At 65.4% G+C, this 26,994-nt stretch carries 23 protein-coding genes and 1 tRNA gene; 15 read left to right on the forward strand and 9 right to left on the reverse strand.

Annotated elements, in window-relative coordinates; genetic code table 11:
- Positions 1–82 precede the first annotated feature (82 nt).
- Genes ABD050_RS08760 through ABD050_RS08770 form a run of 3 tightly spaced genes read left to right on the forward strand, consistent with a single transcriptional unit; the run spans position 83 to position 2,725 of the window.
- Positions 83–985, forward strand: a complete 903-nt coding sequence (locus ABD050_RS08760) for a hypothetical protein (protein WP_425542422.1) — start codon at positions 83–85, stop codon at positions 983–985.
- Complete coding sequence (locus tag ABD050_RS08765; protein WP_425542423.1) at positions 972–1,511, forward strand: DUF2141 domain-containing protein; 540 nt, start codon at positions 972–974, stop codon at positions 1,509–1,511. Before ABD050_RS08760 ends, ABD050_RS08765 begins: the two co-directional genes overlap by 14 nt.
- Before the next feature lie 8 nt (positions 1,512–1,519).
- A complete protein-coding gene (locus tag ABD050_RS08770) occupies positions 1,520–2,725 on the forward strand; it encodes a glycosyltransferase (protein WP_343888898.1) in 1,206 nt (401 codons plus the stop codon).
- Here ABD050_RS08770 and ABD050_RS08775 read toward each other — a convergent pair.
- A complete protein-coding gene (locus ABD050_RS08775; RefSeq protein WP_343888899.1) occupies positions 2,704–4,167 on the reverse strand; it encodes an ArnT family glycosyltransferase in 1,464 nt (487 codons plus the stop codon). The genes ABD050_RS08770 and ABD050_RS08775 overlap by 22 nt on opposite strands.
- A 115-nt stretch (positions 4,168–4,282) precedes the next feature.
- Here ABD050_RS08775 and ABD050_RS08780 point away from each other — a divergent pair, with 115 nt between their 5' ends.
- The 8 genes from ABD050_RS08780 to ABD050_RS08815 all read left to right on the forward strand — a co-directional run bounded on the left by ABD050_RS08780 (position 4,283) and on the right by ABD050_RS08815 (position 13,567).
- Complete coding sequence (locus ABD050_RS08780; RefSeq protein ID WP_343888900.1) at positions 4,283–5,902, forward strand: alkaline phosphatase D family protein; 1,620 nt, start codon at positions 4,283–4,285, stop codon at positions 5,900–5,902.
- A gap of 135 nt (positions 5,903–6,037) precedes the next feature.
- Complete coding sequence (locus tag ABD050_RS08785) at positions 6,038–7,642, forward strand: nucleotidyltransferase family protein (RefSeq protein WP_343888901.1); 1,605 nt, start codon at positions 6,038–6,040, stop codon at positions 7,640–7,642.
- On the forward strand, positions 7,639–9,642 hold the full coding sequence (locus ABD050_RS08790) for an acyltransferase family protein (protein WP_343888902.1): 2,004 nt from the start codon (positions 7,639–7,641) through the stop codon (positions 9,640–9,642). Before ABD050_RS08785 ends, ABD050_RS08790 begins: the two co-directional genes overlap by 4 nt.
- A 57-nt stretch (positions 9,643–9,699) precedes the next feature.
- Entirely contained in the window at positions 9,700–10,797 is a 1,098-nt protein-coding gene (locus ABD050_RS08795; protein WP_343888903.1) for a cupin-like domain-containing protein, read from the forward strand.
- A gap of 159 nt (positions 10,798–10,956) precedes the next feature.
- On the forward strand, positions 10,957–12,132 hold the full coding sequence (locus ABD050_RS08800; RefSeq protein WP_343888904.1) for a 2OG-Fe(II) oxygenase family protein: 1,176 nt from the start codon (positions 10,957–10,959) through the stop codon (positions 12,130–12,132).
- Between the two features lie 47 nt (positions 12,133–12,179).
- Positions 12,180–12,452, forward strand: a complete 273-nt coding sequence (locus ABD050_RS08805; RefSeq protein ID WP_343888905.1) for a PqqD family protein — start codon at positions 12,180–12,182, stop codon at positions 12,450–12,452.
- A gap of 106 nt (positions 12,453–12,558) precedes the next feature.
- A complete protein-coding gene (locus tag ABD050_RS08810) occupies positions 12,559–13,359 on the forward strand; it encodes an HPr kinase/phosphorylase (RefSeq protein ID WP_343888906.1) in 801 nt (266 codons plus the stop codon).
- A 58-nt stretch (positions 13,360–13,417) separates the two neighbouring features.
- Entirely contained in the window at positions 13,418–13,567 is a 150-nt protein-coding gene (locus tag ABD050_RS08815) for a hypothetical protein (RefSeq protein ID WP_343888907.1), read from the forward strand.
- A 16-nt stretch (positions 13,568–13,583) separates the two neighbouring features.
- Here the strand turns inward: ABD050_RS08815 and ABD050_RS08820 are convergent, their stop codons facing one another.
- The 3 genes from ABD050_RS08820 to ABD050_RS08830 are packed head-to-tail and all read right to left on the reverse strand — an operon-like array spanning position 13,584 to position 17,651.
- Positions 13,584–15,353 (reverse strand): asparagine synthase-related protein, encoded by a 1,770-nt coding sequence (locus tag ABD050_RS08820; protein WP_343888908.1) that lies wholly within the window; start codon positions 15,351–15,353, stop codon positions 13,584–13,586.
- Positions 15,350–15,964 (reverse strand): 2OG-Fe(II) oxygenase, encoded by a 615-nt coding sequence (locus ABD050_RS08825; protein WP_343888909.1) that lies wholly within the window; start codon positions 15,962–15,964, stop codon positions 15,350–15,352. The genes ABD050_RS08820 and ABD050_RS08825 overlap by 4 nt, the downstream gene beginning before the upstream one ends.
- Positions 15,954–17,651, reverse strand: a complete 1,698-nt coding sequence (locus tag ABD050_RS08830) for a tryptophan halogenase family protein (RefSeq protein WP_343888910.1) — start codon at positions 17,649–17,651, stop codon at positions 15,954–15,956. Before ABD050_RS08830 ends, ABD050_RS08825 begins: the two co-directional genes overlap by 11 nt.
- 51 nt (positions 17,652–17,702) lie before the next feature.
- Here ABD050_RS08830 and ABD050_RS08835 point away from each other — a divergent pair, with 51 nt between their 5' ends.
- The gene (locus ABD050_RS08835; protein ID WP_343888911.1) at positions 17,703–18,743 is read left to right on the forward strand and encodes a hypothetical protein; all 1,041 of its coding nucleotides are present in this window, start codon (positions 17,703–17,705) and stop codon (positions 18,741–18,743) included.
- A gap of 3 nt (positions 18,744–18,746) precedes the next feature.
- Here ABD050_RS08835 and ABD050_RS08840 read toward each other — a convergent pair whose 3' ends face one another.
- Entirely contained in the window at positions 18,747–19,631 is an 885-nt protein-coding gene (locus tag ABD050_RS08840; protein ID WP_343888912.1) for a hypothetical protein, read from the reverse strand.
- Between the two features lie 322 nt (positions 19,632–19,953).
- Between ABD050_RS08840 and ABD050_RS08845 the strand changes: the two genes are divergently transcribed.
- Positions 19,954–20,769, forward strand: coding sequence for a nuclear transport factor 2 family protein (locus tag ABD050_RS08845; protein WP_343888913.1), 816 nt, complete (start codon positions 19,954–19,956; stop codon positions 20,767–20,769).
- A gap of 115 nt (positions 20,770–20,884) precedes the next feature.
- On the opposite strand, the gene ABD050_RS08850 is transcribed toward ABD050_RS08845, so the two are convergent.
- Positions 20,885–20,977, reverse strand: a tRNA-Ser gene (locus ABD050_RS08850).
- Between the two features lie 178 nt (positions 20,978–21,155).
- Between ABD050_RS08850 and ABD050_RS08855 the strand changes: the two genes are divergently transcribed.
- Complete coding sequence (locus ABD050_RS08855) at positions 21,156–21,983, forward strand: DUF1134 domain-containing protein (protein WP_343888958.1); 828 nt, start codon at positions 21,156–21,158, stop codon at positions 21,981–21,983.
- A 242-nt stretch (positions 21,984–22,225) separates the two neighbouring features.
- Here the strand turns inward: ABD050_RS08855 and ABD050_RS08860 are convergent, their stop codons facing one another.
- Positions 22,226–23,554 (reverse strand): dihydroorotase, encoded by a 1,329-nt coding sequence (locus ABD050_RS08860; RefSeq protein ID WP_343888914.1) that lies wholly within the window; start codon positions 23,552–23,554, stop codon positions 22,226–22,228.
- A gap of 50 nt (positions 23,555–23,604) precedes the next feature.
- Between ABD050_RS08860 and ygfZ the strand changes: the two genes are divergently transcribed.
- Entirely contained in the window at positions 23,605–24,348 is a 744-nt protein-coding gene (gene ygfZ, locus ABD050_RS08865; protein ID WP_343888915.1) for a CAF17-like 4Fe-4S cluster assembly/insertion protein YgfZ, read from the forward strand.
- On the opposite strand, the gene ABD050_RS08870 is transcribed toward ygfZ, so the two are convergent.
- Entirely contained in the window at positions 24,345–25,646 is a 1,302-nt protein-coding gene (locus ABD050_RS08870; protein ID WP_343888916.1) for a UDP-glucose dehydrogenase family protein, read from the reverse strand. The genes ygfZ and ABD050_RS08870 overlap by 4 nt on opposite strands.
- Positions 25,647–25,859: 213 nt before the next feature.
- Positions 25,860–26,987: an OmpA family protein gene (locus ABD050_RS08875; RefSeq protein ID WP_343888917.1), complete on the reverse strand. Its 1,128-nt coding sequence runs from the start codon at positions 26,985–26,987 to the stop codon at positions 25,860–25,862.
- Positions 26,988–26,994 lie beyond the last annotated feature (7 nt).

The following is a 26,994-nucleotide window of genomic DNA, read 5'->3' on the forward strand; positions in this document are numbered from 1 at the left end:
ACCGGCGTGGTTAGGCAGTCGGTGCGACGTGGACGGATTGGGCTCGAAAATTCCTATCATAGACAATGTGAAACCGCCGCTGGTGGCAGTCCCCGACATCGCGGGGCTCGAGCCCATGGAGACGTTGAAGCGGCGTTGGCCGATGGTGATCGGCGCGATCATCACCGTCGCGATGATCGCCGGACTCGGCCGGGAGCTGCTGGGATCGGGGCTCGCCGGGCTGAGCCGCGCGGTTCCCCACAACCCGCTTTTCTATATCGCCTTCGCGCTGCTCTATATGTCGTCGCCGGCCGGCGACTACATCATTTTCCGCCGGCTATGGGGCATCCCGCTATCGGGATTCGCCGCGCTGCTGAAGAAGCGAATCGCGAACGACGTCGTGCTCGGCTATTCGGGCGAGGCCTATTTCTACGCCTGGGCGCGGCAGAATGCGAAGATGGTCGCGGCTCCCTTCGGCGCGGTCAAGGATGTCAGCATCCTCTCCGCGATTGCCGGCAACACGGTCACTCTGGCGATGATCGCGGTGGCCTTGCCATGGGGGCTCCATCTGCTCACCGCCCCGCAATTGAGCACGCTGGAGACCTCGGCCGCTATCACCTTTGCGATGTCGCTGCCCTTCCTGATCTTCTCCAAGCGGGTCTTCTCGCTGCCGCGTGGCAAGCTCTGGTGGATCTTCGGGGTCCATTGCCTGAGGCTGATTTCGGGCTCGGTCTTCATTGCCTTCGCCTGGCATTATGCGCTGCCGACGGTCTCGATCGGCATGTGGCTGATCCTCGCGGCGGCGCGGCTCCTCGTGTCGCGTCTCCCATTGGTGCCGAACAAGGACCTTCTTTTCGCCAATTTCGCAATCCTATTGATCGGCTCGGATGCAGCACTTTCGGATCTGATGGCGATGACCGCTGCCCTGGTGCTGCTGGTCCATGTCGCGTTGATCGGTTCGTTCAGCCTGCATGGTTTGCTGAGGACGAAGAATGACGCTGCATGAATTCCTGGCGGGCGCCGCAGTTGGCGTTGCGTTGACCTTGTCGATGCCGGTTCAGGCGCAGGCCGGCGTACTCGGCAGTGACAGTGCCGCCTGCTCGGGCGGGGCCGGCCCCGCGATTCGCGCCAATGTCTCAGGGCTCAAGGATCGCACCGGCGAGCTGAAGCTTGAGCTCTATCCGGCCAATGAAGCCGATTTCCTGAAGGATGACCGCGACCTGATCAAGGAAGGCAAGTTCTTCCGCCGGATCCGCGTGCCGACCCCACAATCAGGCGCGGTCGCGCTGTGCATCAAGGCACCGAATCCGGGCCGCTATGCGCTGCTCTTCACGCATAATCGCGATGGCAGGAACAAGTTCGATTTCTGGGTCGACGGCGCCGGCTTCCCGAGCAACATGAAGCTCGGCCGCACCCGCCCCAAGCTCAACATGGCGGTGATCGATGTCGGGCCGGGCGTGACGGTCACTGACATCAAGGCGCAATATCTGCGTGGTTTGGGCGGCTTCGCCCCACTGAACAACGGCAATTGAACCAGCCGATGCGCATCGTCGACGTCAACGAATTCTACTCGCCGACCGGCGGCGGGGTGCGCACCTATATCGATCGCAAGATGGGGATCATGTCCGATCTGGGGCATGAGCTGATCGTCGTCGCAGCCGGCCGCGAGAATGCGGTCGAGGAGCGGCCCGGCGGCGGACGGATCATCTATGTAAAGGCATCGCGCCTGCCCTTCGACAAGAATTACGGGCTGTTCTGGGATGACGCGCCCGTCACCAGACTGCTCGACGAACTCAAGCCCGATGTGGTCGAATGCTCGTCGCCCTGGCGCCCGGCCTGGATCGTCGGGGAGTGGCAGGGGGACGCCGTGAAGGTGTTCTTCATGCATAACGACAATGTCGCTGCCTATGCGATGCGCTGGTTCGAGGGGCTTGCCGCACCCGACCGGGTCGAGCGCGCCTTTGCCTGGTACAGCCGCTATATGGATCGCTTCCTCGACAAATATGATGCGGTCGTGACGAACGGGCCGGCGCTCGAAAAGCGGCTGAAGGCACGCGGCGTCCATATCGATGCGGCGATGCCGCTCGGCATCGAGCGCGGTCATTTCTCGCCGACGCTCCGCGACGAACGGCTGCGCGCGGCCTTGCTCGCGCAATGTGGCCTGCCGCCCGAAGGCCATCTGCTGCTCGGCCTTGGCCGGCATCACCCTGAAAAGCGCTGGCCGCTGGTGATCGACGCGGTCGAGCGCGCCGGCTCGTCGCTGCCGGTCGGCCTGATGCTGCTCGGCACGGGGGTCGAGAGCCGCGCGCTCGAGAAGCGGATCGCGGGCAGCCCGCATATCCGAATGTTCCGCCCGGTCTATGATCGCGAGCGCCTCGCCCGGATCGTGGCGAGCTGCGACGCGCTGATCCATGGCTCCGAAGCCGAGCCCTTCGGCCTGGTCGCCTCCGAGGCGATGGCAGCGGGGCTGCCGCTGATCGCGCCCGATACCGGCGGCTGCGCGGAGATCGCCGACCCCTTCTGTTCCGAGCTCTATACGGCACGCGACGCCCTCTCGGCCGCGCTGGCGATCGACCGGCTGTTCGCGCGCGATCCGGCCATGCTGCGCCGCGCGGCGATCGTCGCCGCGGGCAAGGTGCGCAGCGACCGCGAGCATACTGTCGAGCTGATGGACTATTATGCCGGCCTGGTCGCAGCGAAACGCGATGCGGGTATCACCCGGCTTTACGGAGCCGCCCGCTCGTAGATCTGGATTGCCTGCGCGCCCAAGGGTCGGGTCGCGCGCAGCCGATAATGGCGCCGCATCTCTTGGATCGCCATCGCGCGCAACGTGGCGCGCTCGCCGAAATAGGGCGGGCGGAACACCACGATCTCGGGTTTGAGCGCCAGGATTCGCTCGATCTCCGCCTGCTGGTCGACGCCGATCGCCCCCTCCTCGCGCAGCCGGCCGAGATGGCTCGGAAATATATAGCGGGTCAGCGCGCACCGGCCGCTGGCGGGATAGAACATGCTTTCGCCGGAAAAGACGTAAAGGCACCCCGGCCCATGGCCGATCGCTTCGACCACGCCGGCGAACTGCGCCGCAGTCCCGCGATTGTGCCGTTTGATGAGCAGCAGCGTCTGGCCGCCGAGAAAGCCGATCAGCAGGAGCGGTAACACGATCCGCCGGCCGCTCCGGTGATCGCCGAAAAAGCCGGCCGCGCAGATCGACAGCGGCACGAGCACGGGCAGCGCATAATGTTCGAAATAGGAGCCGAAGACGAGCAGCCCGAACCACGCGACGCCGAGCCAGGCGAACAGCCAGGCGCGAACCGGGCGGTTCGCCACGCCCCGCGACAGCCAGGCAAGGACGCTTGCTGCGATCAGCGGCGAGGTGATCAGCAGGATCTTCATCAGATTGCCGAATTGCTCGAGCGCGGGATCGGGACGACGCGCGGCGATTGAGGTGATATTCGCGTAGAGCCACGCCGCGTCCGCGCCGATCCGGTGATAGGCGAACCAGGCAAGTGCGGTCGGCAGCAGTGCGGTGACCGCCAGGCCCGCGCCGAGCGGCACGATCGACCAGCGCCGCCCGCCCCGCCATGCCGACCACAGCAGCCAGAGCCCGAAGAAGAGGCCCTCGAACAGGACTGAATATTTGATCTGAAGCGCAATCCCCATCAGCGCCATCGCTGCAAAGCCCGGCAAGAAGCGCGGACCCCTGTCGTCGCGCGGCATGATCAAGGTCGCCGCCCCGATCACCAGCAGGTTATAGAAGATCGGCGCCTGCCCGCCCTGTCCGTCGACGAAATCGACCCACAGCACATATGCCAGCGCGCCGGCCAGCGCGCCCCTGCCCCATCCCGCCCGCCCGGCGAGCCGCGCGATCAGCCAGGCGGTGCCGACGAGGCTGGCCAGCGCCATTGCCTGATAGACCCAGATCCCGGCCTTCAGCCCGAACAGCGCCGCCGGCAGATAGACGATGAACAGCCCGATCGGCTTGCGATCCCAGATGTCGATATACGGCGTCGCGCCGTGCAGCCAGGCATAGGCGGTGGTAAAATAAAACTCCTCGTCGACATGAACGACCGGGTCGCCGAAGGTGATTGCCCGAGCGACGACTGCGACGACAAGAATGATCGACAGCTGCCGCCGCGCCGTCGAGGCCGATGTCAGGCGGTGGGCGAGAGCCGGGATGAAATCGCGCATGAGTCTCCATTCGGCGATCGCCATGAACGCCCGGCAATAGGAGCAGCAGACAAGACTGTCACGAAGGCGCAATTTGCACCGGGCAGGGACCAGGTGCGGAACCCGAGGAATCACCATGACATTGAGAATCGATCGCCGTTCTTTCGTGCTGACTGGCTCGCTCGGGATTGGCGCCTTCGCCATCCCCGGCTTTGCCCAGACGCTCAACCGGGCGACCGGCTTCACCCATTCCGTTGCATCGGGCGAACCTTCAGCCGATTCGATCCTGCTCTGGACCCGCTACATCCCCGCCAATGGCGACTCGGTCGAGCTGAGGGCCGAAATTTCTGAGACCGCTGATTTTGCAAAAATCGTTGGTGCGGGCGCCCAGGTCACCGGCCCATGGCGCGACCACACAGCGAAGATCACGATCGGCGGCCTGGCGGCGGGGCGGACCTATCATTTCCGCTTCGTCGCGCCCGACGGCAGCCTTTCGCCGACCGGCCTGACGAAGACATTGCCCGAAGGCCCGGTGCAACGCTTTCGCGCCGCGATCTTCTCCTGCTCCAACCTGCCCTATGGCTATTTCAACGCCTATGCTCACGCGGCCGCGCGCGACGATATCGACCTCGCCATCCATCTCGGCGACTATCTGTACGAATATCGGACCGGCATTTACCCGGCGCTGAAGGATGTTGTTCCCGGCCGCCGGCTCGAACCGGCCGACGAGCTGCTCCACCTCGCCGATTATCGGCTGCGCTATGCAAGCTATCGCAGCGACCCTGATCTCCAGAAGCTTCACGCCAGGATGCCGATGATCGTCCAGTGGGACGATCACGAATCGGCGAACGACAGCTGGGAGGGCGGCGCCGAGGACCACCAGCCCGACGAAGGGGACTGGAATGCCCGGCGCGGCGCCTCGATCCAGGCGTATCGCGAATGGATGCCGGTCTCCGACGAGCCCTGGAAAGCCTATGACATCGGCACCCTCGCCACCCTGTTCCGTACCGAGACCCGGCTGCTGGCACGGACGAAGCAACCCGATATCGCGCCCTTGTTCAAACAGGCTGATCCGATCGCCGCGCTGAAGGCGTTCCGCGACGGCGCCTGGGCCGATCCCGCGGCCACCATGATGGGGTCGCAGCAGGAGGATTGGCTGGCCCATGCGATGCGCGCTTCGGTCAAGGCGGGTCAGCGATGGCAGGTTGTCGGCTTCGGCACGATCATGGGGCAGACCGTGATGCCGCCCGCGGCGGCTGACTGGATAAGCCCCGGTTCAGCGAAACCGGTGCGGGACGGCATCGCCGCGGGCATCGCCGCCGCCAGGGTGGGCCTGCCCTATAATTACGACAATTGGGGCGGCTACCCCGCAGCACGTGCCCGCTTCCTGCGATCGGCGCAGGCGCTCGGCGCCGACCTGATCGTGATCACCGGCGACAGCCATAATGCCTGGGCCTATGATCTGGCGCAGGATGGCCATCCTGCCGGGGTCGAGTTCGCCGGCCACAGCGTCACCTCGCCGGGTTACGAATCCGAGGTCAAGGTCGATCCGGGAATCGTCGCCGCCGCGCTGATCCGCGCCAACCCCGAACTGAAATGGTGCGACACCAGCCGGCGCGGCTATATGGCGATGACGCTGACGCCCGATCGGGCAAGCAATGACTGGATCATGGTCGACACGATCAGCGCGCCGTCAGCCACCGCCCGCATCGCCCATAGCGCCGGCGTCGCCCGGGGCCGGAACGTCATGGGCTGACCCGCTGCCCAGGAGCCGACTGACCTTGACTCCCCTGCCAATATGCCGTGCTGACGGGATCGGCGTTCGGGGGACGGGGCTGCGTTGGAAGAAATTTCTGAACTGGCGCGACGCGCGGCAGCCGCCCTTTCCGGGATGCCGGCAGGAAGAGGTTCGGGGGACCTCGCTCTGGCCGAGGCACACGGGATCGCGCCGCTGCTCGGTGCCGCCCAGGCGTCGCCGCCGGGTCCGATCGATGCCGGGCTTCAGGCGCTTTTCGAGGAGAATGCCGAGCGCCAATCGGTGAGCCACTCTATCTTGCTCGATATCGCCGCCTGCTCGGCGACGACCGGCTTCGAATGGCTGGTCCTGAACGGGCAACCACAAGCAGCTTTCCTGTATCCCGACGCCGGGTGGCGCGCCGCGAGCGGCATCGATCTGCTCGTGCCGACCGGCCAGTCGCACCATATCGCGCATCTGTTGCGCAGCGCAGGCTGGTCGCCTGCCCCGTCGCGGAAGCCGAGCGCGTCGCTCGGCCGCGCCGGACTTCGCACTGATCCCCGGATCATCCTGACGGGCAGCACCGGGTCGCCCATCGCGCTCCACGACCGCCTGTTCTTCTCGCCCGGCCCGATCGGTACGCTATTGCTCGCCGACGCCGACCGGCGTCCGAGGCGATCGATGCACCGGCACGATGTTCCCGCGCCTCGGCCGGACGCCACGATGGCGCTGGACATCCTGCTGCGCGGCAATGCGCGACGCTGGGCCAGGCTCGCCTGGCTGGTCGATTTGTCGGCGATCGTCCGCAAGCTCGACGACGCCGGGCACGCCCGGCTGATCGCGCTGATTGGCCAGGCGGGGATCGAGCCACTCGCCGCAGCAAGCTTCCTCACCCATCGCGCGCTGCTGGGTGCGCTGCCGGGCCGCATCGAGGATTGGCTGACGGACATGGCGGCGACGCCCGAAATCACCACGCGTCACGCCCTGCATCGCGATGCGATCGTCCGCCCCGCATCAGTGGAGGGCGCTCTGCTCCCCGCCCCCAGCCGGATGCGCCTTCGCCTGCCCCGGATCGCCCGACCGCTCGCGCACAGCCTGCGTGGACGTCTCGCGACATGGACGCGAAAGGCCGGGCAATATCAGCGCGACCCCGCCACCAGGAACGACCGTTATCCGCTCGCCTTCCGGTTTGCGCGCGACCAGCTTGGGGACGAGGAGGCACTACACATCCTCTCCTTCGGCTGCTCGACCGGGGAGGAGGTATTCACGCTACGCCGTTACTTTCCAAGCGCGCGGATCAAGGGAATTGAGGTCGACCCCGCACGGGTCAGGATATGCGAAGCCCGGCGGCGACGGGCGGGCGACCCGGGCATCCGGTTCGAATGCGCCGCCACCGCGAGCGGGGAACCGCCCGAGAGCCATGATGCGATTTTCTGCATGGCGGTTTTCCGCGATCCGGTGCTCGATTTGCCGGCAACCCGCAGCACTGCCGGCCATCTGGCTTTCGAGGAATTCGACCGCGGCATCGAGGATCTCGTCCGCGCCCTGAAGCCCGGCGGCCTGCTGTTCGTCGAGCACAGCAATTTCCGCGTCGCGGATACCGGCTGCGCGCCCGCACTCGAACCGGTGCTGCACGCCGATCCGCCCCGTTCGGGCATCTATCCCGGGCTTTACGGCCGCGATGGCCGCCGGATCGATGGCGCTGAGGAAACGACTCTCGGGTATCGCAAGCGATTTTCCCTGCAGACTGGACAGGCATGAGCTCCACCGAAAATGGAATCGCCGAACCCCGGGCGGGAGGATATCGGCCGGAAATCGATGGCCTGCGCGCGATCGCGGTGCTGGCGGTCATGCTGTTCCACGCCCGGGTGCGCGGTTTTTCCGGCGGGTTCGTCGGCGTCGATATCTTCCTCGTCATCTCGGGCTATCTGATCGCGCAACTGATCCTGCGCGAAAGCGCCGCGGGCAGCTTCACGCTGATCGGCTTTTACGAGCGGCGGGTGCGGCGAATCCTGCCGGCGTTGCTCGCCATGCTCATTGCCTCGGGCCTTGCCGGCCTGATCCTGCTGCCGATCGATTTCCGGCCGTTCGGGGAGAGCCTGACCGCGATCTCGCTGTTCGCCTCGAACCTGCTGTTCTGGAACTGGGGCGGCTATTTCACTCTCACCGAAGACGCGACGCCCCTGCTCCACACCTGGTCACTGGCGGTGGAGGAACAATTCTACATCCTGTTCCCGGCGCTTCTCCTGCTGGCGCGCCGCGGCGGTCAGCGCATGATATGGGCCTCGCTGGCGGCAGCCGCGCTCGGCTCGTTTGCCTATAGCGTCTGGGCGACTCACGGCCATGCCGAGGCTGCCTTCTACTCCCCCCTGTCGCGCGCCTGGGAGTTCCTGGCAGGCGCGCTGCTTGCTTCGGCTATCGTCCCGACGCCGCGCCGTGCGATCGGCGACATCGCTGCGGTGTTGGGGATCGTGCTGATCGCGCATACGATCCTGCACCTGCACGACACCACCTTCTTTCCCGGCGTGGAAGCGGTCGCGCCGGTGCTCGGCAGCGTGCTCATGCTGTTCGGCAGCGAGGCGCCCGGGTCGCGCGTCGGCCGCGTGCTCGCCATGCGCCCGCTCGCCGCGATCGGGCTGATCTCCTATTCGCTCTATCTGTGGCATTGGCCGCTGATCGTGTTCGGCGGCTATTACGCCCCCCAGCCTTACGGCCTGATCCGGATCGCGATGGCGCTCCTCGCCTTTCCTGTCGCCTGGCTGTCATGGCGCTATGTCGAACTGCCGTTCCGCAAGCCCCGCCTGTTGCTGTCCCGCCGCACGCTGTTCATCAGTGCGGTCGCGGCAAGCAGCGTGCTCGCGCTCTACGGCGTGGCGATCTGGCGCGCCAACGGCTTTCCAGGCCGCTTCGATCAGACGATCCAGCGCCTGAGCGAGCGCCAGCCCCAGCCCGATTACGGCTGCGCGAACCGGTCGATCGAGGAGATGCGCACCGATACACACTGCCTGATCGGCGGGGGCGGACCGCGTCCCAGCTTTGTCCTGTGGGGCGATTCGCACGCGGCGGTCTATTTCCCCGCGCTAGACGCGCTGGCGCGTCGCTATCGCGTCTCCGGCTATGACGCAGCCTGGCTCGGCTGCCCGCCGCTGATCCCGATCCGGGCTCGCGACAACCGCCCGGAGAAATGGATGCTCCGCGCCGAGAAGATCAGGCAATGCGATGCGCACAACAAGCAGGTCATGCAGTTCGTCATCGCGACGCGACCTCGCGTCGTGCTGGTCGCGGCAGAATGGGGCGCCTATTCTGGCGGCAAGCACGCCCTTGCCGAGGCGCCCGACATCAGCGGTATTCCGTTCCGGACCAGCGTCGAGAAGCTGCGCGCGCTCGGGATCCATGTCTATGTGGTGCAGGATGTGCCCAGCGCGACGCTCGCCGAACCCCGGGCACTCGCCAAGGCCCACCTCACCGGCCGCACGATCGCGCTCGAGCCGGACCTGGCCGCCTATCTGCGGCGCGACACCAGCTTTCGCGCGATGACGTCCGATCTCCAGCGGCGCGGGCTGATCGAGGTGATCGAGCCGGCGCTGCGGCTGTGCGACAGGCAGCGCTGCCACGTTACGGAGAATAATTATCCGATCTATTATGACAGCAATCACCTGAGCGCACGCGGCGCCTTCCTGGTGGCGCCGATCTTCGAGCCGATGATGCGCTTCCTCGCCGCGCCGCCGTCACCGCCAGCAAGAAACTGGCCGACCAGATGATTTTATGGGAAACGGACGGCGGAAAGATCATGTCGCGCCGGTTCGGGGAAGGGCAAAGTGGCCGAAGCGCTCCAGGAAATTGACGCCCATGGCCTGAACGCCGAGCGGTTTCACGACGAGATATTGCCGGCGGCCAGGCCGCTGGTGATGCGCGGCCTGCTTACCGACTGGCCGGCGGTTCAGGCCGGGTGCAAGGGTACCTCGGCGCTGGCCGATTATCTGCGCCGCCATGATCGCGGCCTCGCGGTCAGGGTGAAGATCGCACCGCCCGAGGCGCGGGGCCGCTTCTTCTACAATGACGATCTGACCGGCTTCAATTTCCGCAAGGAAACCATGGCGGTCAGTGCCGCGCTCGATATCCTGCTGGCATCGGCGATCGATCCCGAACCCGCAGCGCTTGCGATCCAGTCGATCCAGGCGCGCCATGTCTTGCCCGGCTTCGATCTCGACAATGTCATGCCGCTGTTGCCGGAAAATGCGGCGCCCCGCCTCTGGCTCGGCAGTGCCGTGACCGTCGCCGCGCATTACGACCCGGCCGACAATATCGCCTGTGTCGTTGCCGGGCGGCGGCGCTTCACCCTGTTTCCACCCGAACAGGTCGGCAATCTCTATCCGGGGCCGTTCGAGCTTACCATTGCCGGCCCGATCGTCAGCATGGTCGATTTCGATGCGCCCGACCCTGTGCTCTACCCGAAATTTGCCGACGCGATGAAGGCGGCTCTGGTCGCCGATCTCGAGCCGGGCGATGCGATCTATATCCCCTGCATGTGGTGGCACCATGTCCGATCGACCGCACCGGTCAACATGCTCGTCAATTACTGGTGGGATGCGCCGAACGCTTCCCACGCCCCGGGGATCGACGCGCTCCTGCACGCGATGCTCGCGATCAAGGGCCTGCACGAACCGCACCGCGCTGCCTGGCGCGCCCTTTTCGGCCATTATGTATTCCAGGATGACGGTGCGCCCGGTACGCATCTGCCGGTTGATCGCCGCGGCGTGCAGGGCGATCTGACGCCCGCGGCGGCGCAGGTCCTGCGCGATAAGCTCCGGCAATCGCTCGGCGATAGTCAGGCCCCGCGCCGCCTTGTCCAAAGAGCGAGGGCCATGCTCTCGGCCGCGCGGCAACGAGCAGGCCGCCTGATCTCCGATCGCTGATACGGGGATTCCCCAGTTGCACCCCGCTATCCCGCTTCGCGACACCGACGACTGGCCCCGAAAGCCAAAATGTGGAAAGGAGAAGCCATGGATGCAGCTCATACCATATCGACAGACGCGCAGTTGCCGTTCCGCGTAGATATCGAACCTCCCAAGATGATGACTATCAAGGAGGAAATGGCGATCACGCGGCGTGCGCTCGAGCGCAATTCCCGATCGCCCGACTTCCGCTATCGCATGGCGCGCTATCATTATACCCTCGATCAGTTCGACGAGGCAGTCGATCTGCTCGAAGCATTGAACCGTGAGGGCGATAATTTCGCCGCAGCCCACTTGCTGGGCGGCGCGTTACTGGCGCGCGAGACGCATGACGACACGGTGCGGGCGCGGGAGATCCAGTCGCGCGCCGCCGATATCGCGCCCGATGCCGAAAATCGCGCCCGCGCGCTCGCCGCGCTGGGCAAGGCTCAGATCAGGCTTTCCGAATTCGAGACCGGCCGCAAGACACTCGAGGCAGCGCTCGACGCCAATATCCAGAACAAGGATGCCTATAAACGTCTCGCGATGCTCGATTTCCAGATGGAGCGGACCGAGGCCGCGCTCGAGTTCGCTGACGACCTGATATCGCGCGGCGTCGCGCATGCCAGGGTGCTTGGCATCCGCCCGCTCGCGCTCGCCAAGCTTGGCCGCACCGAGGAAGCGCGCGAAGCGTTCGGCCTCGACACCTATCTCCACAAGGCGATCCTGCCGCCGCCGCCCGGCTATGACACGATCGAAGCGTTCAACCGCGATCTCGCCGCCGAGCTGATGTCGCATCCCGGCATCCGCTACGAACGCTATGGCGTCGCGTCGGCACATAGCTGGCGGATCGACGAGCCCTGTCTACGACGCTCGAAGATGGTGCCGCTGCTCCAGCAACTGATCAAGCGCGAGGCCGAGGCCTATGTTGCGAGCCTCGGAGACCGCGGCGATCCCTGGCTCGGGCAGCGCAAGCCGAGTGGCTTCCTGCATCACTGGTCGGTGATCACGGATGGCGATGGGTTCGAGGAATGGCATGTCCATCAGAATGGCTGGCTGAGCGGCGCCTATTATGTCGACATTCCCGATTTCATCCTCAACGGCGAAGGACCGGGCGGCTGCGTCGCCTTCGGCCTGCCCGAGGGGATCGTCGGCGACGAGCCGCATGAGAAATTCGGCACGCGGGTGTTCAGGCCCTGCTCGGGGCTGGTGATGATGTTCCCATCGCATTCCTTCCATCGGACCTATGCGCATCGCGGCGACAAGCGCCGGATTTGCCTAGCTTTCGACATTGCGCCGCACGAGGACGCGGTTTAGCTGAGGCGCGCCGCAATGGCAGCCCTAGAACGAACGGGGACCGATTTTTGAGCGACAGGATGTGGACGCGGGACGCAGAGTGCGTCGGTACTGAGGTCGAGGACGCGCTGGTGCTGCTCGACCTGGATGGCGGCAGCTATTTTGCGCTGAACGGCCCGGCCGCCGATATCTGGGAAGCGCTCGCCGAGCCTGTGACGCAGGCGCAACTGGTCGATCGGCTGGTGGCCAAATATCGGGTCACGCCGGAGCAGTGCGCCGTGTCGGTAGCGCGCGTGCTCGACGAGCTCGCGGGCAAGGGCCTGGCCAGACAGGCTGCCTGACCGCGTGTCCGCGCCAGGCCATGGCGCGGTCGCGTTCGGCCTGCGGTGGGCGAGCGACGTTCCGCTCCACGCTTTCGCGCAGGCTCCCGTCGATGGCGCCCCCGACGTGACGATTCGCCGCGTCGCCACGCTGGCGCCGCGTGACCCCATCGTCACCATCGCAAACGCCACCCTGTGCAGCGATGGCATCCGCTTCGCGATGGAAGACGGCGTGACGTTCGATATCTACCCGCCGGGCCGCATCGACTGGGCCGCCGGCCCGGGATGGAGTGGCACTTTCCAGCCCCAGTTTTTCGGAACGCTGACGGCGCTTCTGCTTGCCTGGCGGAGCAACGTGCCGATCCACGGCACCTCGGTCGAGATCGATGGCAAGGCCTGGCTGATTTGTGGCCGATCGGGCGCTGGCAAGTCGACGCTCGGCGCGGCCCTGATCGCCAGCGGTGCCGCGCGACTGATCGCCGACGATCTGTCGCTGCTGACCGGCGCGGACGACGCCATGCCGTTGCTCCGGGCCGGCCGGCCGGGCATGCGCCTGTTCCCGGCGGTCGCCCGGCTGATGGAACAGGCGGGCGCGGGAACTGCTCGCAGCGAGCCCGGCAATGACAAGCTGATGGTCGAGCCGCCGCGTGTCGCGCCGCTTGAGTCAATTCCACTCGCCGCCACGATTCTATTGGGCGAAAACGAAGCGAAACTGCCTTGGCAGAGAGAGAAACTATTGCGCGAGCACCGTTTTCGTCCGCGCTGGATGGACGCGATACCCGGCAGGGAAGACCGTGACCGGGTCATCCGGCGGGTCGCGACCGTGACACCGATGCTGTTCGTGGCCGCAGCCGACATCCGTGATGCCAATGCCTTCGCGGCGCGAGCGAATGCCGTTCTGGAACGGATTAGAGAGCTGGAAAGTTGAGTCTATTCTTGGCAATTCTTTTCTGATAGATCTTGAGACACATTACAGGGGGTTTTCCATGGCAAATAACATTGACACCGGGCCTGACTCGCGGATCGAGTGGATCGAGCCTGAGGTTCGTTCGCTCGCGATCGTCGAAACGTCGGTCCTGCCGGGTCGCTCGGGCCATGATGGCGAGACAATCTGGACCGATTGCACGCTTTCCTGATGATTCAATGGGCCGGTCACTGATCGGCCCACCATTTGAAATAGGCGGCCGCCACGGCGGTCGATTGTATTTCAGCCGCTTCCCGTACGCTTATGTTGGCCTGACTCGAGATGCTCGTCAGGCGGGTCCTCAACCATTCCAGATCAATCCAGTCGCCGGCGCCTGCCGCGCTGAAGTCTTCGATATGCCCTACCGTCGGTAGCGCGTGGGCGCGAAGCCGATCCATGTAGTCCGGCGAGAAGGGCCTGCCATCGCGTCGGAGGCGGATCCTGTCGGGTAATCGATCCTTCAATAGCAGACGCGCCGGCGCGCGAGTCAGGCCGCCTTGTTCCATATACGCTGCAGGCATCGTCGCCACGAGATTGAGCAGCCGACGGTCGCGTAACGGCATGACGTGGCGCAAATGCCCATCCGGCGATGATGTCGGGGTCATCGCATTCTTGCTCGCGCCGGCTCGCACCCCCCACATCGCATCGGGCCTGACGGTCGGCAGCGATTCGAAGGGCGCGGCCCAGTCATGCGCGATCGTCGCGGGCAAAGCCGCGAGAGCGGCCTGTGATAACCGGGCGTGAAAAAGCCCGGCCGGCCAACTTCGCCGTTCCTCCCAAGCCCATTTCCAATCGTGGTAGAGCCGCTTATATCGTCGAAGCGACGTGGAAGCCCCGGCCAGCAAGACCGGGTTGGTGATGGTGAGTTCGCCGTAAGCGCCATCAAGCAGGATTTCGGCGCCTTCTTCCCGCGCGGCGGCATAGAGCGCAGCGTAGAGATAATGGCGCGGAGAGGTGACCGGCAGCTCGGAATGAGCGAACATCCGGTCTGCCGGGAGATAGGGATTGGCCTCGACTGGCGGAGCCAGGAATCGAATGGGCAGCCCGAGATGATCCGCCACCACCCGGCTTTCCTCGCGCTCATCGGGTGCTGCACTGCCCTCGGGGGCGACCGAGGTTAGGAAGGATAAAGCCTGACCATCATGTCGTGTCTGCGATGCGAGCCAGGCGATAAGCGAGGAATCGAGGCCGCCGCTCAGCAGCGACACGGCCCGGCCATGACGCCCGAGATGCTGGCCGACGATCCGGCGGAGCACCGCTTCGATCGCTTCAAGTGCCTCGTCGAAACTGCCGTGCCACGGCTCGGAATCCGGCATTGGCGCAAGCCGCAGCGTGCGCCGCCCGGCAAGATCAAAGGTTTCCCGAGACCCCGGCATGAGCCGGTGCACACCGCGAAACGGCGTCTCCTCGGTCATATAACGCCGCAGCCGGGCCTTGCCCCAGATGAGGAACAGGCCGCTCGGATCGAGCGCCGTGCCGACCCAGTCGAGCCGGGCGAGGCGGCGCATCTCGGCCGAGACGGCGACCCGCCCGCGATCCACCGCGAAATAGAGCGGATCGCGGCACGCCTGCGACATCAGCAAGGTCAACTCCCGCCGGTCGCCGCGCCAGCGCAGCAGCGACCATTCCCCGAGCATATGGTGCGCCGCATCGGCGCCGAACCGATCGAGCGCGGCGAGCGCGAGTTCAGCCGGCGGGCTCGCCGGATCCATCCCCAGCAGGCCGGCAAGATCGCCAGGCTCGTCGAGATGTCCGAGCAGGACGAGCACTACGCCGTCGCGCTCGACGCGATGCACCGCGCGACCGGCTTCCTCGCGATCGACGATGTTCACCGCAAACTCGTCTGCCGCGATCTGGCACGGTGCAGGCGGGTCGGAAAAACCGAGCACGGCCAGATCGCCGGGGCGGGCCGGCGCGCCGTCGAGTGACGCAAGCGCATACAGGCCGGTCTTGGTCATTTCGCCGCCTTGAAGAACCAGCCGGTATAGACGCAACGCGGACCGCCCGACGTCACCGGCAGCACGCGATGCTCGATGTCATAGGCGACATCGAAGATCAGAGCCGTGCCGGGTTCGAGGTGATGATGGCTCGCGAGCAGCTTCCCGGTCCGCTTTTCGCGCAGCTCGAACAGGCCGCCCTCGTAGTTTTGTTTGCTCAGATTGATCGTGACCGCGAGGCGGCGGCGCACGTCGTCGAGATCGTCGTGCCAGAGCAACTGGTCATGGTTGTTGGCCCGCGCCCTTACGACCCGGCCCTCGATCGCTTCGAGCGGCCCACACCCGGTCACATGTTCGATCCAGTCGATCAGGTTAGCGCGCTTCAGCGCGAGCGAGATTGTGGGGCCGGCGCGCTGCGGCTTTTCGACTTCGCGGTGACCGAGACCCTCGACTTCGTCGGACGCGAAGCTGCCCTCCCGGCAGAGTCGCATCAGCGTTGCCAAAAGGCCAGGTTCGATTGCGTTCGCGCATGCGATCGCCCGATGCTTCGAAAATTCGCCGGCAATCGTCTCCGGGGTGGCGAGCAGCGTGGTTCGGTAGGCCCCGACCGCGAAGACCGGGCTAGCCTTCACGCAGCGCCGCCTTCACCAGGTGAGAACGGCGCGCCATCGCCATATCGTACAGGACGCGCGTCGGCTCCTGCATCGCCTCTTCGCTGAGCTGGAAGCTCCGGCCCTTCGGCGTCCGCGCCGCGCTCTCGCCCATCACGGCACGCCTGCGGATCGCCTCGATCAGCGCGGAATGGTCCGGTAGCGCGCCGATCGTCGCGCGGTTCCGCGCCCGGGTTTCAGCCCAGAAAATGCGCCACACGTCGGGCGGCACGACGTCGACCTCGGTCAGGGCCGCATCGTCATAGAAGCCCTTGCCGAACAGAACTGACTGGACGCTCCAATGGCTGAAGATCGTGTCGGTGCGGGCGTCAGCGATGCTGGGCAGTACATGCTTCCATACCGCCAGATTCTCGCGCAGCCCGTCCGAGAGCGTCGCATCGTGCCGTACCGCCTGCCAATAGGGTGTATCGTCGCGACCGCTCAGCGAGAAATGCAGCCCGAGGAAATCGCGCACTTCGTCATAGAAGCGCTCCATGTTGCGGTTGAACTGGCGGAGCAGCGGCGGCTCGAAATCATTGGTCGGGAAATTCTGCAACAGCCATCGCGCGGCCAGTTCGATCGACATGATCGCGGTCGATTCGAGCGGCTCGAGGAAACCGCTCGACGGGCCGATCGCAATGCAATTCTTCACCCAGGAGCGCCGGCTGCGGCCGACGCGCATCTTCAGCACGCGCGGGGAGGTCAATTTCTCCGCATCGCCCAGCACCCGATTGAACTGGTCGAGCGCCTGATCATCCGACACGAAGGCGCTCGAATAGACATAGCCGGTACCGTCGCGCGAATGGAGCGGGATCCGCCATGACCAGCCGGACTCCATTGCGCGCGAAATCGTCGCCGGCACGATGACCTGCCGATCCTCGCGCTGCACCTGGATCGGGATTGCCCTGTCGTTGAACAGATAGTCCGACATGGGGAGGAATGGCTCGTCCATCGCCTCGTTGATCAACAGGCCGCGAAAGCCGGTGCAGTCGACCACCAGTTCAACCGGCCAGTCGCCACGCTCCTTGAGCTTGAGCGAGGCGATATGGCCGCGTTCGTCGCGAGTCACCCCCTCCACATCGTCGCGGACATGCGCGACGCCGCGGGCAATGCAGAGCTCCTTGAGGAACCCGGCCAGCAATGCCGCGTCGAGATGATAGGCATATTGCAGCGGGCCCGAGAATTCCGGATCCTCCAGGCCACGCGGCCCCTTCGCCTGATCCATCGCGGCGCGGGTGTAGCTGACGGTATCGAGGAAATCGTCGCCCTGTACTCCATCCTGACCGGGCAGGCCGTAGCGCCGGAAGGAATAGCCCGGGTTACGCCCGCGCACCGTCGCGCCGCCGGTGAAGGGGTGGACATAACTATAAGGCGTTCCGTCAGCACGGCGCTGCCAATGGTCGAAGCGAATCCCGAGCTTCAGCGTGGCGTTGGTCCGCATCACGAATTCGGCCTCGGAAATCTCGAGGATGCGCAGCGTGCCCTTGAGGGTGGGCACCGTCGCCTCGCCGACACCGATGGTCGGGACGGTCGGTGACTCGATCAGGGTGATGCGGACCTCCTTGCGCCCGGTCAGCCCCCATTGCAGGCGGTGGTTGAGATAGGCGGCGACGATCCAGCCGGCGGTCCCGCCGCCGACGATCGTGATGTTGGTGATCGGCTTCCCCATGGTGTCTGGAAGGATGAGCCGATATCGCGTCGGGAAGCAACAGGCGGATGCATGGTAGCGGGAAGGCATTCCAGTGGTCAGGGCGAAAGGCCGGTGCCGCCATCGGGCGGGAAAGGCGCACGCGCGCCGCTGAGCGAGGCGGAACGAATCGCCCGCGCGCTCGCCCATGCCGCCTATGACGCGCGCACGATACGCCTGGTGCAGCATGACCTGACCGGCATGAGCCATCTCGTCGCGACCCGGCGCGGCCTGTTCGCGGTGCATGAAACGAGCCATGTCAGGATTGCGCATGGCTCCTTCTTCGGGCTGACCCTGCGCGGAGGGTCGATCTTCGCGTTCGAGGCATGCGATCTCGCCGGGCTGCCGACACAGCGCGGTCGCATCGTCCGGCTCGACCGGGTCGGCGACCGGATCGCCGAGGCGCGCGTCCTTGTCGACGGGCTCGACAATGGCTGCCACCAGATCGATTTCATCGACGGCCGTCTCACTGTGCTCGATACCCAGAACCAGCGCATCCTGCGTTTCGAGTCGGGTGAGGCTGGCTACGAGGCACTGTATCCGCTCCCCCGGATGGACAAGCGCGCATGGTCGCGCGGCTATGTTCACGCGAATTCGCTGCTGCAGGTTGAAGACCGCATCCTCGTGCTGTTCCACAATGGCTTCGCCTATACGGGCAAGGCGAGCGAAGTCGCGCTGTTCGACCTGGACTGGCACGAGATCGATCGCCGGCCGCTGCCCGGGCACGATTGCCATAATCTCGTCGCGCTCGAGAATGGAGCGCTGATCAGCTGCGGCTCGGCCGCCGGGGAGATCATCAGTATCGACGGGCCGCTCGCGAAGGTCAGCACGATGATGACCCGCGGCCTCTCCGTCGGCGCCGACCTGATCGCCGTGGGCGCGTCGAAATTCTCGGCCCGCGCCGATCGGCACCGCACGCCGGGGACGATCACCTTTCTCGATCGCGCCTTTCGCCGGCTTTCGACGCTAGACCTGCCCGCCGCGCCGACCGAAATTCGCCGGCTCGACGGGCTCGATTTGGGATTGTCGCTCTTCGCCGGCGGGCGGGCGCCGCTTTGGCCGCTTCGCGACTGACGTTCAGCCCCTGGCCGTCAACCACGCCATCTCCGCCGGATCGAGCCCGGCCACGCCCTCGCGCCGATTCCAGAGATGGATCGGCAGCGTTTCCGACAGGCGTGCCAGCACCGGCAGTAGCGCCTTGTTGTTGCCGAGCAGGGTCGGAATCCGCGGGCGGTGGCGGCTGGCGAGCAATGCCTCGAGCGCGGCGACACCGCCCAGGACATGGAGTGCCGGCCCGCCAGACGATGCGCGCGCGCCAAGCATCATCAGGCCGGCCAGACGGGTCGATGCCAGTCGACGGTCGGCCGGCACGGTCTCGAACCTGCGCGCCATGTCGTCATCGCCGCCCGTGACGAAATAGCCGCCCGCGAGGCCGCTGACCGTCATGCCCGCGCCGTTGAAGCGCAGACACAAACTATCGTCGGCAACCACGCTCGCCCCGGCCGCGACCAGCGCACGCAGGATGGTCGACTTGCCGCTGCCCGATGTGCCGCCGACTGCGATTGCGCCGGCCGCGCCCGGCAGCACCGCCGCCGCCGCATGAAGGACGACCTCGCCCCGCATCCACAGCAATGCCGGTAGCGCGGTCGCGATCAGATAGCTGGCGGCCACGCCTTCGGGCGTGTCGCCGATGCGCTCGACAATGATCCGCATACCCGCATCGCACCGGTAGCGCGCGATCCGCGGCATCTCGAACAACAGACTGTCCCCGGCCAGCCGGTAGGGTCCGAGATCACGGGTCGGGCCGTGCAGCGCCGCGTCGCCCTCGGCAATCTCGATATCTACCCCCGCCGCAATCCGCGGATCGCCATCGCCGAGCACGATGCCGCCGGGCAATGCCAGCTCGGACCGGACGACAAGGTCGTAAGCGAGATAATGTCGGGCGATGGGGGGCACCTTCAAACCGCGGCGGAGACGGAGGAGTCGATAGGGTCACCTAATATTTTGTTATATAGCGGCATAATTTCCACTCTGCGCCCCTGCAACTCCTCGATATGGCCGGGGACGGGTCCGATTTATACGTCGACAATGCTTCAGCCCTGGTTGCGACGCCCCATTTATTCCCTTTTTGTTCTCGAATTCCGACCATTATTCCTCCCGATAAACGTCGTCGAACGAAAGGGGCGGCTGTCGTCAGCGGACGATGCAGACTGCTCTGCCGAGCGACCGCGCCCGGTCGGTTTCAGGTTGCACGCCGTACGAAATAGCGGAATGGATGCCGGCCATGGATTATTCGGCCTACGAGGCGCTGTTCAACACCGGTGACGATCGCGCACTGGTCGAGCGATTCTTCTGCGAGGATGTGCGCTTCACGGGCGGCTCGCGCGACTATCAGGGGAGCGATCAGTTGCTCGCCTTCCTCGGGTGGGCGCATGACGGCGTTCGCGAAGTAATGCGGCCGCAGCTGGTATTGCGAGACGACGAACACCTCTTCGCCGAGATAGACATGGATTTCCATGCGACCAAGGAGCGCGCGGATTTTCCCTTCGGCCATCTCCATCCGGGAGACAGCGTGACGGTCAAGTTCTTCGTCACCTACCGGCTGCGCCACGGCAAGGTGGCCGAGCTCAAGTCGATGACCTGGCCGCCGGGGAAAGGCGTCACCCGTCTCGCGCCGCTCGGCGCTCATCCGAGCCAGATCGCTGCTTTCCACGCTTATGTCGCTGCCTTCAGCAACGCGGATTGCGACCGGTTCCGGCGCTTCTATGCCGACGATGTCGTGCTCACGCTCAACCCGCAGATCCCGCCGCTCTGCGGACCGGATGCCATTGTCGGTTTCTACGGCCCGATGTTCGAAACAGTGCGCGAACGGCTCTCGATTCATTCGGTCGAGGCCAGCGACGCGGCGATCACGCTCGACGCGACGATGCGCTTCACCGCGATCGCCGACGCGCCGAACTTCGTGCTTCGCCCGATGCAACGAGGCGACCGGATCGAGGGGCGAGTCTTTGTCGACTATGCGCTTCGCGACGGGCTGATTGCGCGCATCTCGGTGCGCCGTCAGGGTGATCTGGTGTTCAAGGGTGCGAGTGAGACGTGAAACGAGCCACCCTCGGCATATTATCCTGGCGGAAAATTCCCGATCGGCTCGCGCAGCCGCTGTTTGTTGAACGGGTCGACCGTTCAGGGGTCGCGAAGGGCGACGCGCGACACCCTGGCGGAGACGGAGGGATTCGAACCCTCGGTACGAGTAAACCCCGTACGGCGGTTTAGCAAACCGCTGGTTTCAGCCACTCACCCACGTCTCCGGCTCGGCAGCAGTGCGGGGCTATAGCGACGGGTTCCTCCGCGATCAACCACGCTCGCGCCTGTCATCCGCCCCATATTCGACTCGGGTCGTCGCGGCGTTCATTGTGGCGCAAGCCGCGAGGGCGCTAGACTGTCATATTGGGCCAGCGGGGAGTGAAGAGCGTGCGCCAGATATTGATGATCCTGTCGCTGGCGGTTGCGACGCTTGGTGTCAGCAGCGCTCCGGCGCTTGCCCAGGTCCACACTATCGACCCCAACCAGGTGATCGACAGCGACCTGAACAAGCCGCAAACGACACCGCCGCCACCCGCGGACGATAGCGGCGCGGCCTATCAGGCCCCCGCCCAGTCTTACCCGCCTCAATCATCCGCGCCCCAGACATATCCGTCTCAGTCTTCAGTGCCGCAGCAGCAATATCCGCCCTATAACCCTTCAGAACCTGGGGTGCAGGCCAATGCCGTCCCGGAGAACCAGCCGGCGAATACTGCCTTGCACGAGGCCAACGCCGACGCCGCAACTGCCCAGACCTTCAAGCGCGAGGAAATCCTCAGCGCCGCGGAGGGCACTTTCGGCAAGGGCGCGGCCGGGCTCGCCGGCATCCTCGAGCGGACGCTCAAGGAACAGGGCGAGCCCAACGCCTATATTTCCGGACGCGAGGCCTCGGGCGCGATCGCGCTTGGCCTGCGCTACGGCCAGGGCACGATGTTCCACAAAGTGGAGGGCCAGATGCCGGTTTACTGGACCGGGCCGTCCTTCGGCTTCGACCTTGGCGGCGATGCGACCAAGGTGTTCGTGCTCGTCTATAATCTCTACGATACGGAGGAGCTGTTCCGTCGCTTCCCGGCAGGCGAGGGCAGACTTTATTTCGTCGGCGGGTTTGCGGCGACCTATTTGCGGCGCGGCAACACCGTGCTGATTCCGATCCGCCTCGGCGTCGGCTGGCGGCAGGGCGTCAATGTCGGCTATATGAAGTTCTCCCACAAATCGCGCTGGTTCCCCTTCTGAACGCCAGCGCCGGGAGCGCTTTTGGTCAGCGACGAGAATGAACCGCACCAGCTGGTAGCCCTGCCGATCTATGTCGGTTCGACGCATTGTTGAATCGGAGCGAGACCCAGATCGCCGCGTGTTGGGAATGTCATGAGGGTTACTGACATCTCCAACAGACCAGGCCCTTCCGCCGCGGCGGGGAGAAAAGCATAAAGCATTGTCTTGCCGGGTTGAATCGGCCCGACGGCCCCGAAAAAGATTCAGCCGAACTCGATCGCCTCGAACCGGATCGGTTCGCCGATGGCCATATCGGCCAGCGCCCCGTCCCACATCACCCGCCGGCCGCGCACGATTGTCCCGATCGGCCGCCCGGTCAGCGTCATGCCGGTGAAAGGCGACCAGCCGCTCCGCGAGGCGAGCCAGCTTTCCTCGATCGTCCAGCGCGCCTTCAGATCGACCACGCTGAAATCGGCATCATAGCCGACCGCGATCCGGCCTTTGCCGATAATCCCGAACACCCGCTGCGGCCCGGCGCTGGTCAGGTCGATCACCCGGGCAAGCGTCGTGCGGCCTTCAGCGACATGGTTGAGCATCAGCGGCAGCATCGTCTGCACGCCGGGCATGCCGCTTGGGCTGTCGGGATACGACTTCGCCTTCTCCTCAAGCGTGTGCGGCGCATGGTCCGAGCCGAGAATATCGGGCACGCCCTGCCCCAGCCAATGCCACAGCCCGTCGCGGTGCGCGCCCGAGCGGATCGGCGGGTTCATCTGCGCGAGCGTGCCGAGCCGCGGATAGGCCTCCTCACCGGCGAGAGTCAGATGCTGCGGCGTCACCTCGCAGGTTGCGATATCCTTGTTCTGCCCGAGCAATTCGAGCTCGGCCGGCGTCGTCACATGCAATACATGGATCCGCCGCTTCGCCGCCCGCGCCAGCGCGAGGATACGGCGCGTTGCCAGCAAGGCGCTCTCATCGTCGCGCCACACCGGGTGCGACGACGCGTCGCCCGGCACGCGTTCGCCCGTCCTTGCGTTCATCCGCGCCTCGTCCTCGGCATGGATCGCGACCCGGCGGTGCCCCGATGCAAGGACGCGGGCGAGATTTGAATCCTCAGAGACGAGCAGATCGCCAGTCGAGGCGCCCATGAAGATCTTCACCCCCGCCGTCCCCGGCAACCGTTCGAGCTCGGCGAGTTCGGCGGCGTTGAGGTTGGTTGCGCCGACGTAAAAGGCATGGTCGCACCACATCCGGTGCCGCGCACGGGCGAGCTTGTGCTCGATCGCCGCGGCGCTGTCCGTATTGGGCTTGGTGTTCGGCATTTCGAACACGGCGGTCACGCCGCCCAGCACAGCCGCGCGGCTGCCGCTTTCGAGATCCTCCTTGTGAGTCAGCCCGGGCTCGCGGAAATGAACCTGGGTGTCGATCACCCCCGGCAATATATCGAGTCCGGTGCAATCGATCGTCTCGCCGGCATCGCCGGTTGCGCCGATCGCGGCGATCCGCCCGCCGCGCACGCCGATATCGGTCCGCACCGGTCCGCCCGGCAGATGGACGGTGCCCCCGACAAGCTTCAGATCGAACGCCGTAACCATGACTGTCTTCGCCTCTTCCGCGATCCCTTCCGCGTCCCTACCTGTTCACCATGAGCGAAACCACCCCAAGAGCCGTACGAACCGCCACCATGCTCGCCGATCGCGCGCTGATCCGGGTGGCGGGCGAGGATGTTCGCGGCTTTCTCCAGGGCCTGGTCACTCAGAACGTGATTGACCTCGACGCCGCCGCGCCGCGCTGGTCAGGCCTTCTGACCCCGCAGGGCAAAGCGCTGTTCGACTTCCTGCTCTGGGCTGACGGTGACGCGATACTGATCGATTGCGAAGCGGATAGCGCCGATGCCCTTGTCCGCCGGCTTGCCCTCTACCGCCTGCGCCGGGCGATCACGATCGAGCGGATCGCCGGCGCGGTCCATTGGTCGCCGATGGAAGACAGGGGCGTTGCCGATCCGCGCCTTGCCGCCCTTGGCCATCGCTGGCTTGGCGATCCCGGTGAACCGGCGACCGGATGGCTCGCCCACCGCCTGTCCCTCGGCGTCACCGAAGGCATGGCGGAACTCGGGTCGGACAAGACGCTGTGGCTGGAGGCCAATGCGCGCGAGTTGAACGGCGTCAGCTTCACCAAGGGCTGCTATGTCGGGCAGGAGAACACCGCGCGGATGCACCACCGTGCCAAGGTCAATCGCCGCCTCGTCGTCGCGCCGCTTGCCGAGCCGGGCGAGCGTACCCGCGCGACCTATGACGCGCTCGGCCTGATGGTCGAGCTGCGGCGCGTCGAAGCCCTGGGCGACGCGATCGTGCCGGCCTGGCTCGCGACGGCGCTCAGCGAGGCTTAACGCCCGATCGAGCTGTAGGCGAAGCCGGCACGCGCGACCTCCGCGGGCGGGTAGACGTTGCGAAGATCAACCATCACCGCAGCTGCCATCGTCGCGGCGAGCCGCTTGAGATCGAGCGCGCGGTAAATATCCCACTCGGTTACGATCACTACCGCGTCCGCGCCCCGGGCCGCCTCATAGGCATCACCGCAATAGGTGACCTGCGGCATCATCGTCTTGGCGATATCCATCCCTTCCGGGTCATGGGCACGCACCGACGCGCCCGCGTCGAGCAGGCTCTGAACGATCGCCAGGCTCGGTGCGTCACGCATGTCGTCGGTATTCGGCTTGAAGGTCAGGCCGAGCACGGCGACCGTCTTGCCCTTGCCCTCCCCGCCCAGCGCCTGAATCACCTTGCGGCCCATTGCACGCTTGCGTGTGTCGTTGACCTGGACCACCGCCTCGACGATCCGCACCGGGGTTTCATAATCCTCGGCGGTCTTGAGCAGCGCCAGCGTATCCTTGGGGAAGCAGGAGCCGCCATAGCCAGGACCGGCATGAAGGAATTTCGAGCCGATCCGGTTATCGAGCCCGATGCCCCGGGACACGTCCTGCACATTGGCGCCGACCGCTTCGCACAGATCGGCGATCTCGTTGATGAAGGTGATCTTGGTCGCGAGGAAGGCGTTCGCCGCGTATTTGATCAGTTCCGAGGTACGCCGGCCGGTAAACAGGATCGGGCTCTCGTTCAGGTAAAGCGGACGATAGATGTCGCGCATCACCTGCTGCGCTCGCGCATCCTCGGTGCCGATAACGATCCGGTCAGGGCGCTTGAAGTCGCCGATCGCGGCGCCCTCGCGCAGGAATTCGGGATTGGAGACGACGGCGATTTCGAAATCGCCGGCAACCTCCTTCAATATCTCTTCGACCTTGTCGCCGGTGCCGACCGGCACGGTCGACTTGGTGACGACCACCACCGGTCCGTCGATCGCGGCACCGATCTCGCGCGTCGCGTCGAACACATAGGTCAGGTCGGCATGGCCGTCGCCGCGCCGCGAGGGCGTGCCAACCGCTATGAACACAGCGTCGGCCCCGGCGACCGCCGCCTTCAGATCAGTGGTGAAGCTCAGTCGGCCGGCAGCGACATTGGTCTCGACCAGCTTGTCGAGCCCGGGTTCGAAGATCGGCATCTGGCCGCCCTCGAGTGCGGCGATCTTGCCGGCGTCCTTGTCGACGCAGATCACGTCATGCCCGAAATCCGAAAAACACGCGCCCGAAACCAGGCCGACATAGCCCGAACCAATCATCGTTATCCGCATGCGTGATACCTTATCAACGAGACGGGGCGCCGCCGCCCGAACCTGCGTCCCTCTAGTCTACCGAGGTGCGATTGCCACCCGTCATTAATGTCCGGGGCGCGAGAATGTCTTCGCTACGATCATCATAGCAACTGTCACAAGCCGCATACGAACGAAAAGGGAGACCGGCGATGCCGATCTCCCTCTCGATTACTTCCGGAAACCGGTAAGGGCTTAGTTGCCCGAACCAGGTCCGTAGGTGACTTCCACGCGGCGGTTCTGAACCTCGCGGACGCCATCGGCGGTCGCGACGCGCGGGCGGCTTTCGCCGAACGCTTCGGTCGAGATGACACCAGCCGGAATGGCGTGTGCCGACATATAAGCCTTCACCGAGTCCGCACGACGCTGCGAGAGAGCGACGTTGTATGCGTCCGAACCCGAGCGATCGGCGTGACCGGCCAGCATGACCTGCGCATTGCCGCAGTTCTGATACTGGGTGATCGCGTTGTCGAGGATCGACGACGCATCCGGCGTGATGTCCGACTTGTCCCACTCGAAGAACACGATGAACGGTCCTGGCGAGCAAACCGGCGGCGGCGGAGCAACGGGCTCAGGCGGCGGCGGGGGAGGCGGCGGCGGGGGAGGCGGCGGCGGCGGGGGAGGCGGCGGCGGTCCGCCGAAGTTGTAGGTCAGGCCACCCAGGATCGAGTGCGAACGATAGTCCGTCTGGAGTGCACGGCCCTGGTTGTCGACCAGCTTGACGTTGTCCGCGACGAAGTAGCGATACTTGATCGAGGCATCGAGATGGCTCGTGATCGGTGCGCGGACACCGGCCACGGCCTGCCAGGCAAACACCGTGTCCGAATCGTCGAGGAAGTTGCTGAGCGTGTTCAGCGCGTACTTGCCCGCCTTGATGCGAGCAACACCGACACCGCCGCCGACAAAGCCCTGAAGGCCATTGTCGTCACCGAAGTCGAGCAGGCCGTTCAGCATGAAGCTGAGCGCCGTGGTGCGGCCACCGGCATAGTTATAGGTGCCGGCAGGAGCGATCGACGGATGGCCCTGCTGGTTGAGAATCGCAGTCGTCGTCGTCGACGTGTAGCTATCGACCGTCGCACTCTGATAACCGACTTCGGTTTCAACGCGGAACGCGCCGAAATCATAGCCGATATTGCCATCGACCGTATAGCCGTAGTTGCTATCGACGGTGGCGGCACGCGGAAGTGCACCGATATCAAAATGCAGGTCTTGGACGATCATCGCGCCGCCCTCAACGCCCACATACCACGAATTGTCGCGGGCTAGGGCGGGTGAGGCGAGAGCGGTGGAGGCGAGCGCCATAGCAATGGCAAGCTTCCGCATAAAAATC

Origin of the sequence: Sphingomonas oligophenolica, assembly GCF_039522915.1 — a bacterium.
In the GTDB taxonomy this organism is placed as follows: Bacteria; Pseudomonadota; Alphaproteobacteria; order Sphingomonadales; family Sphingomonadaceae; genus Sphingomonas; species Sphingomonas oligophenolica.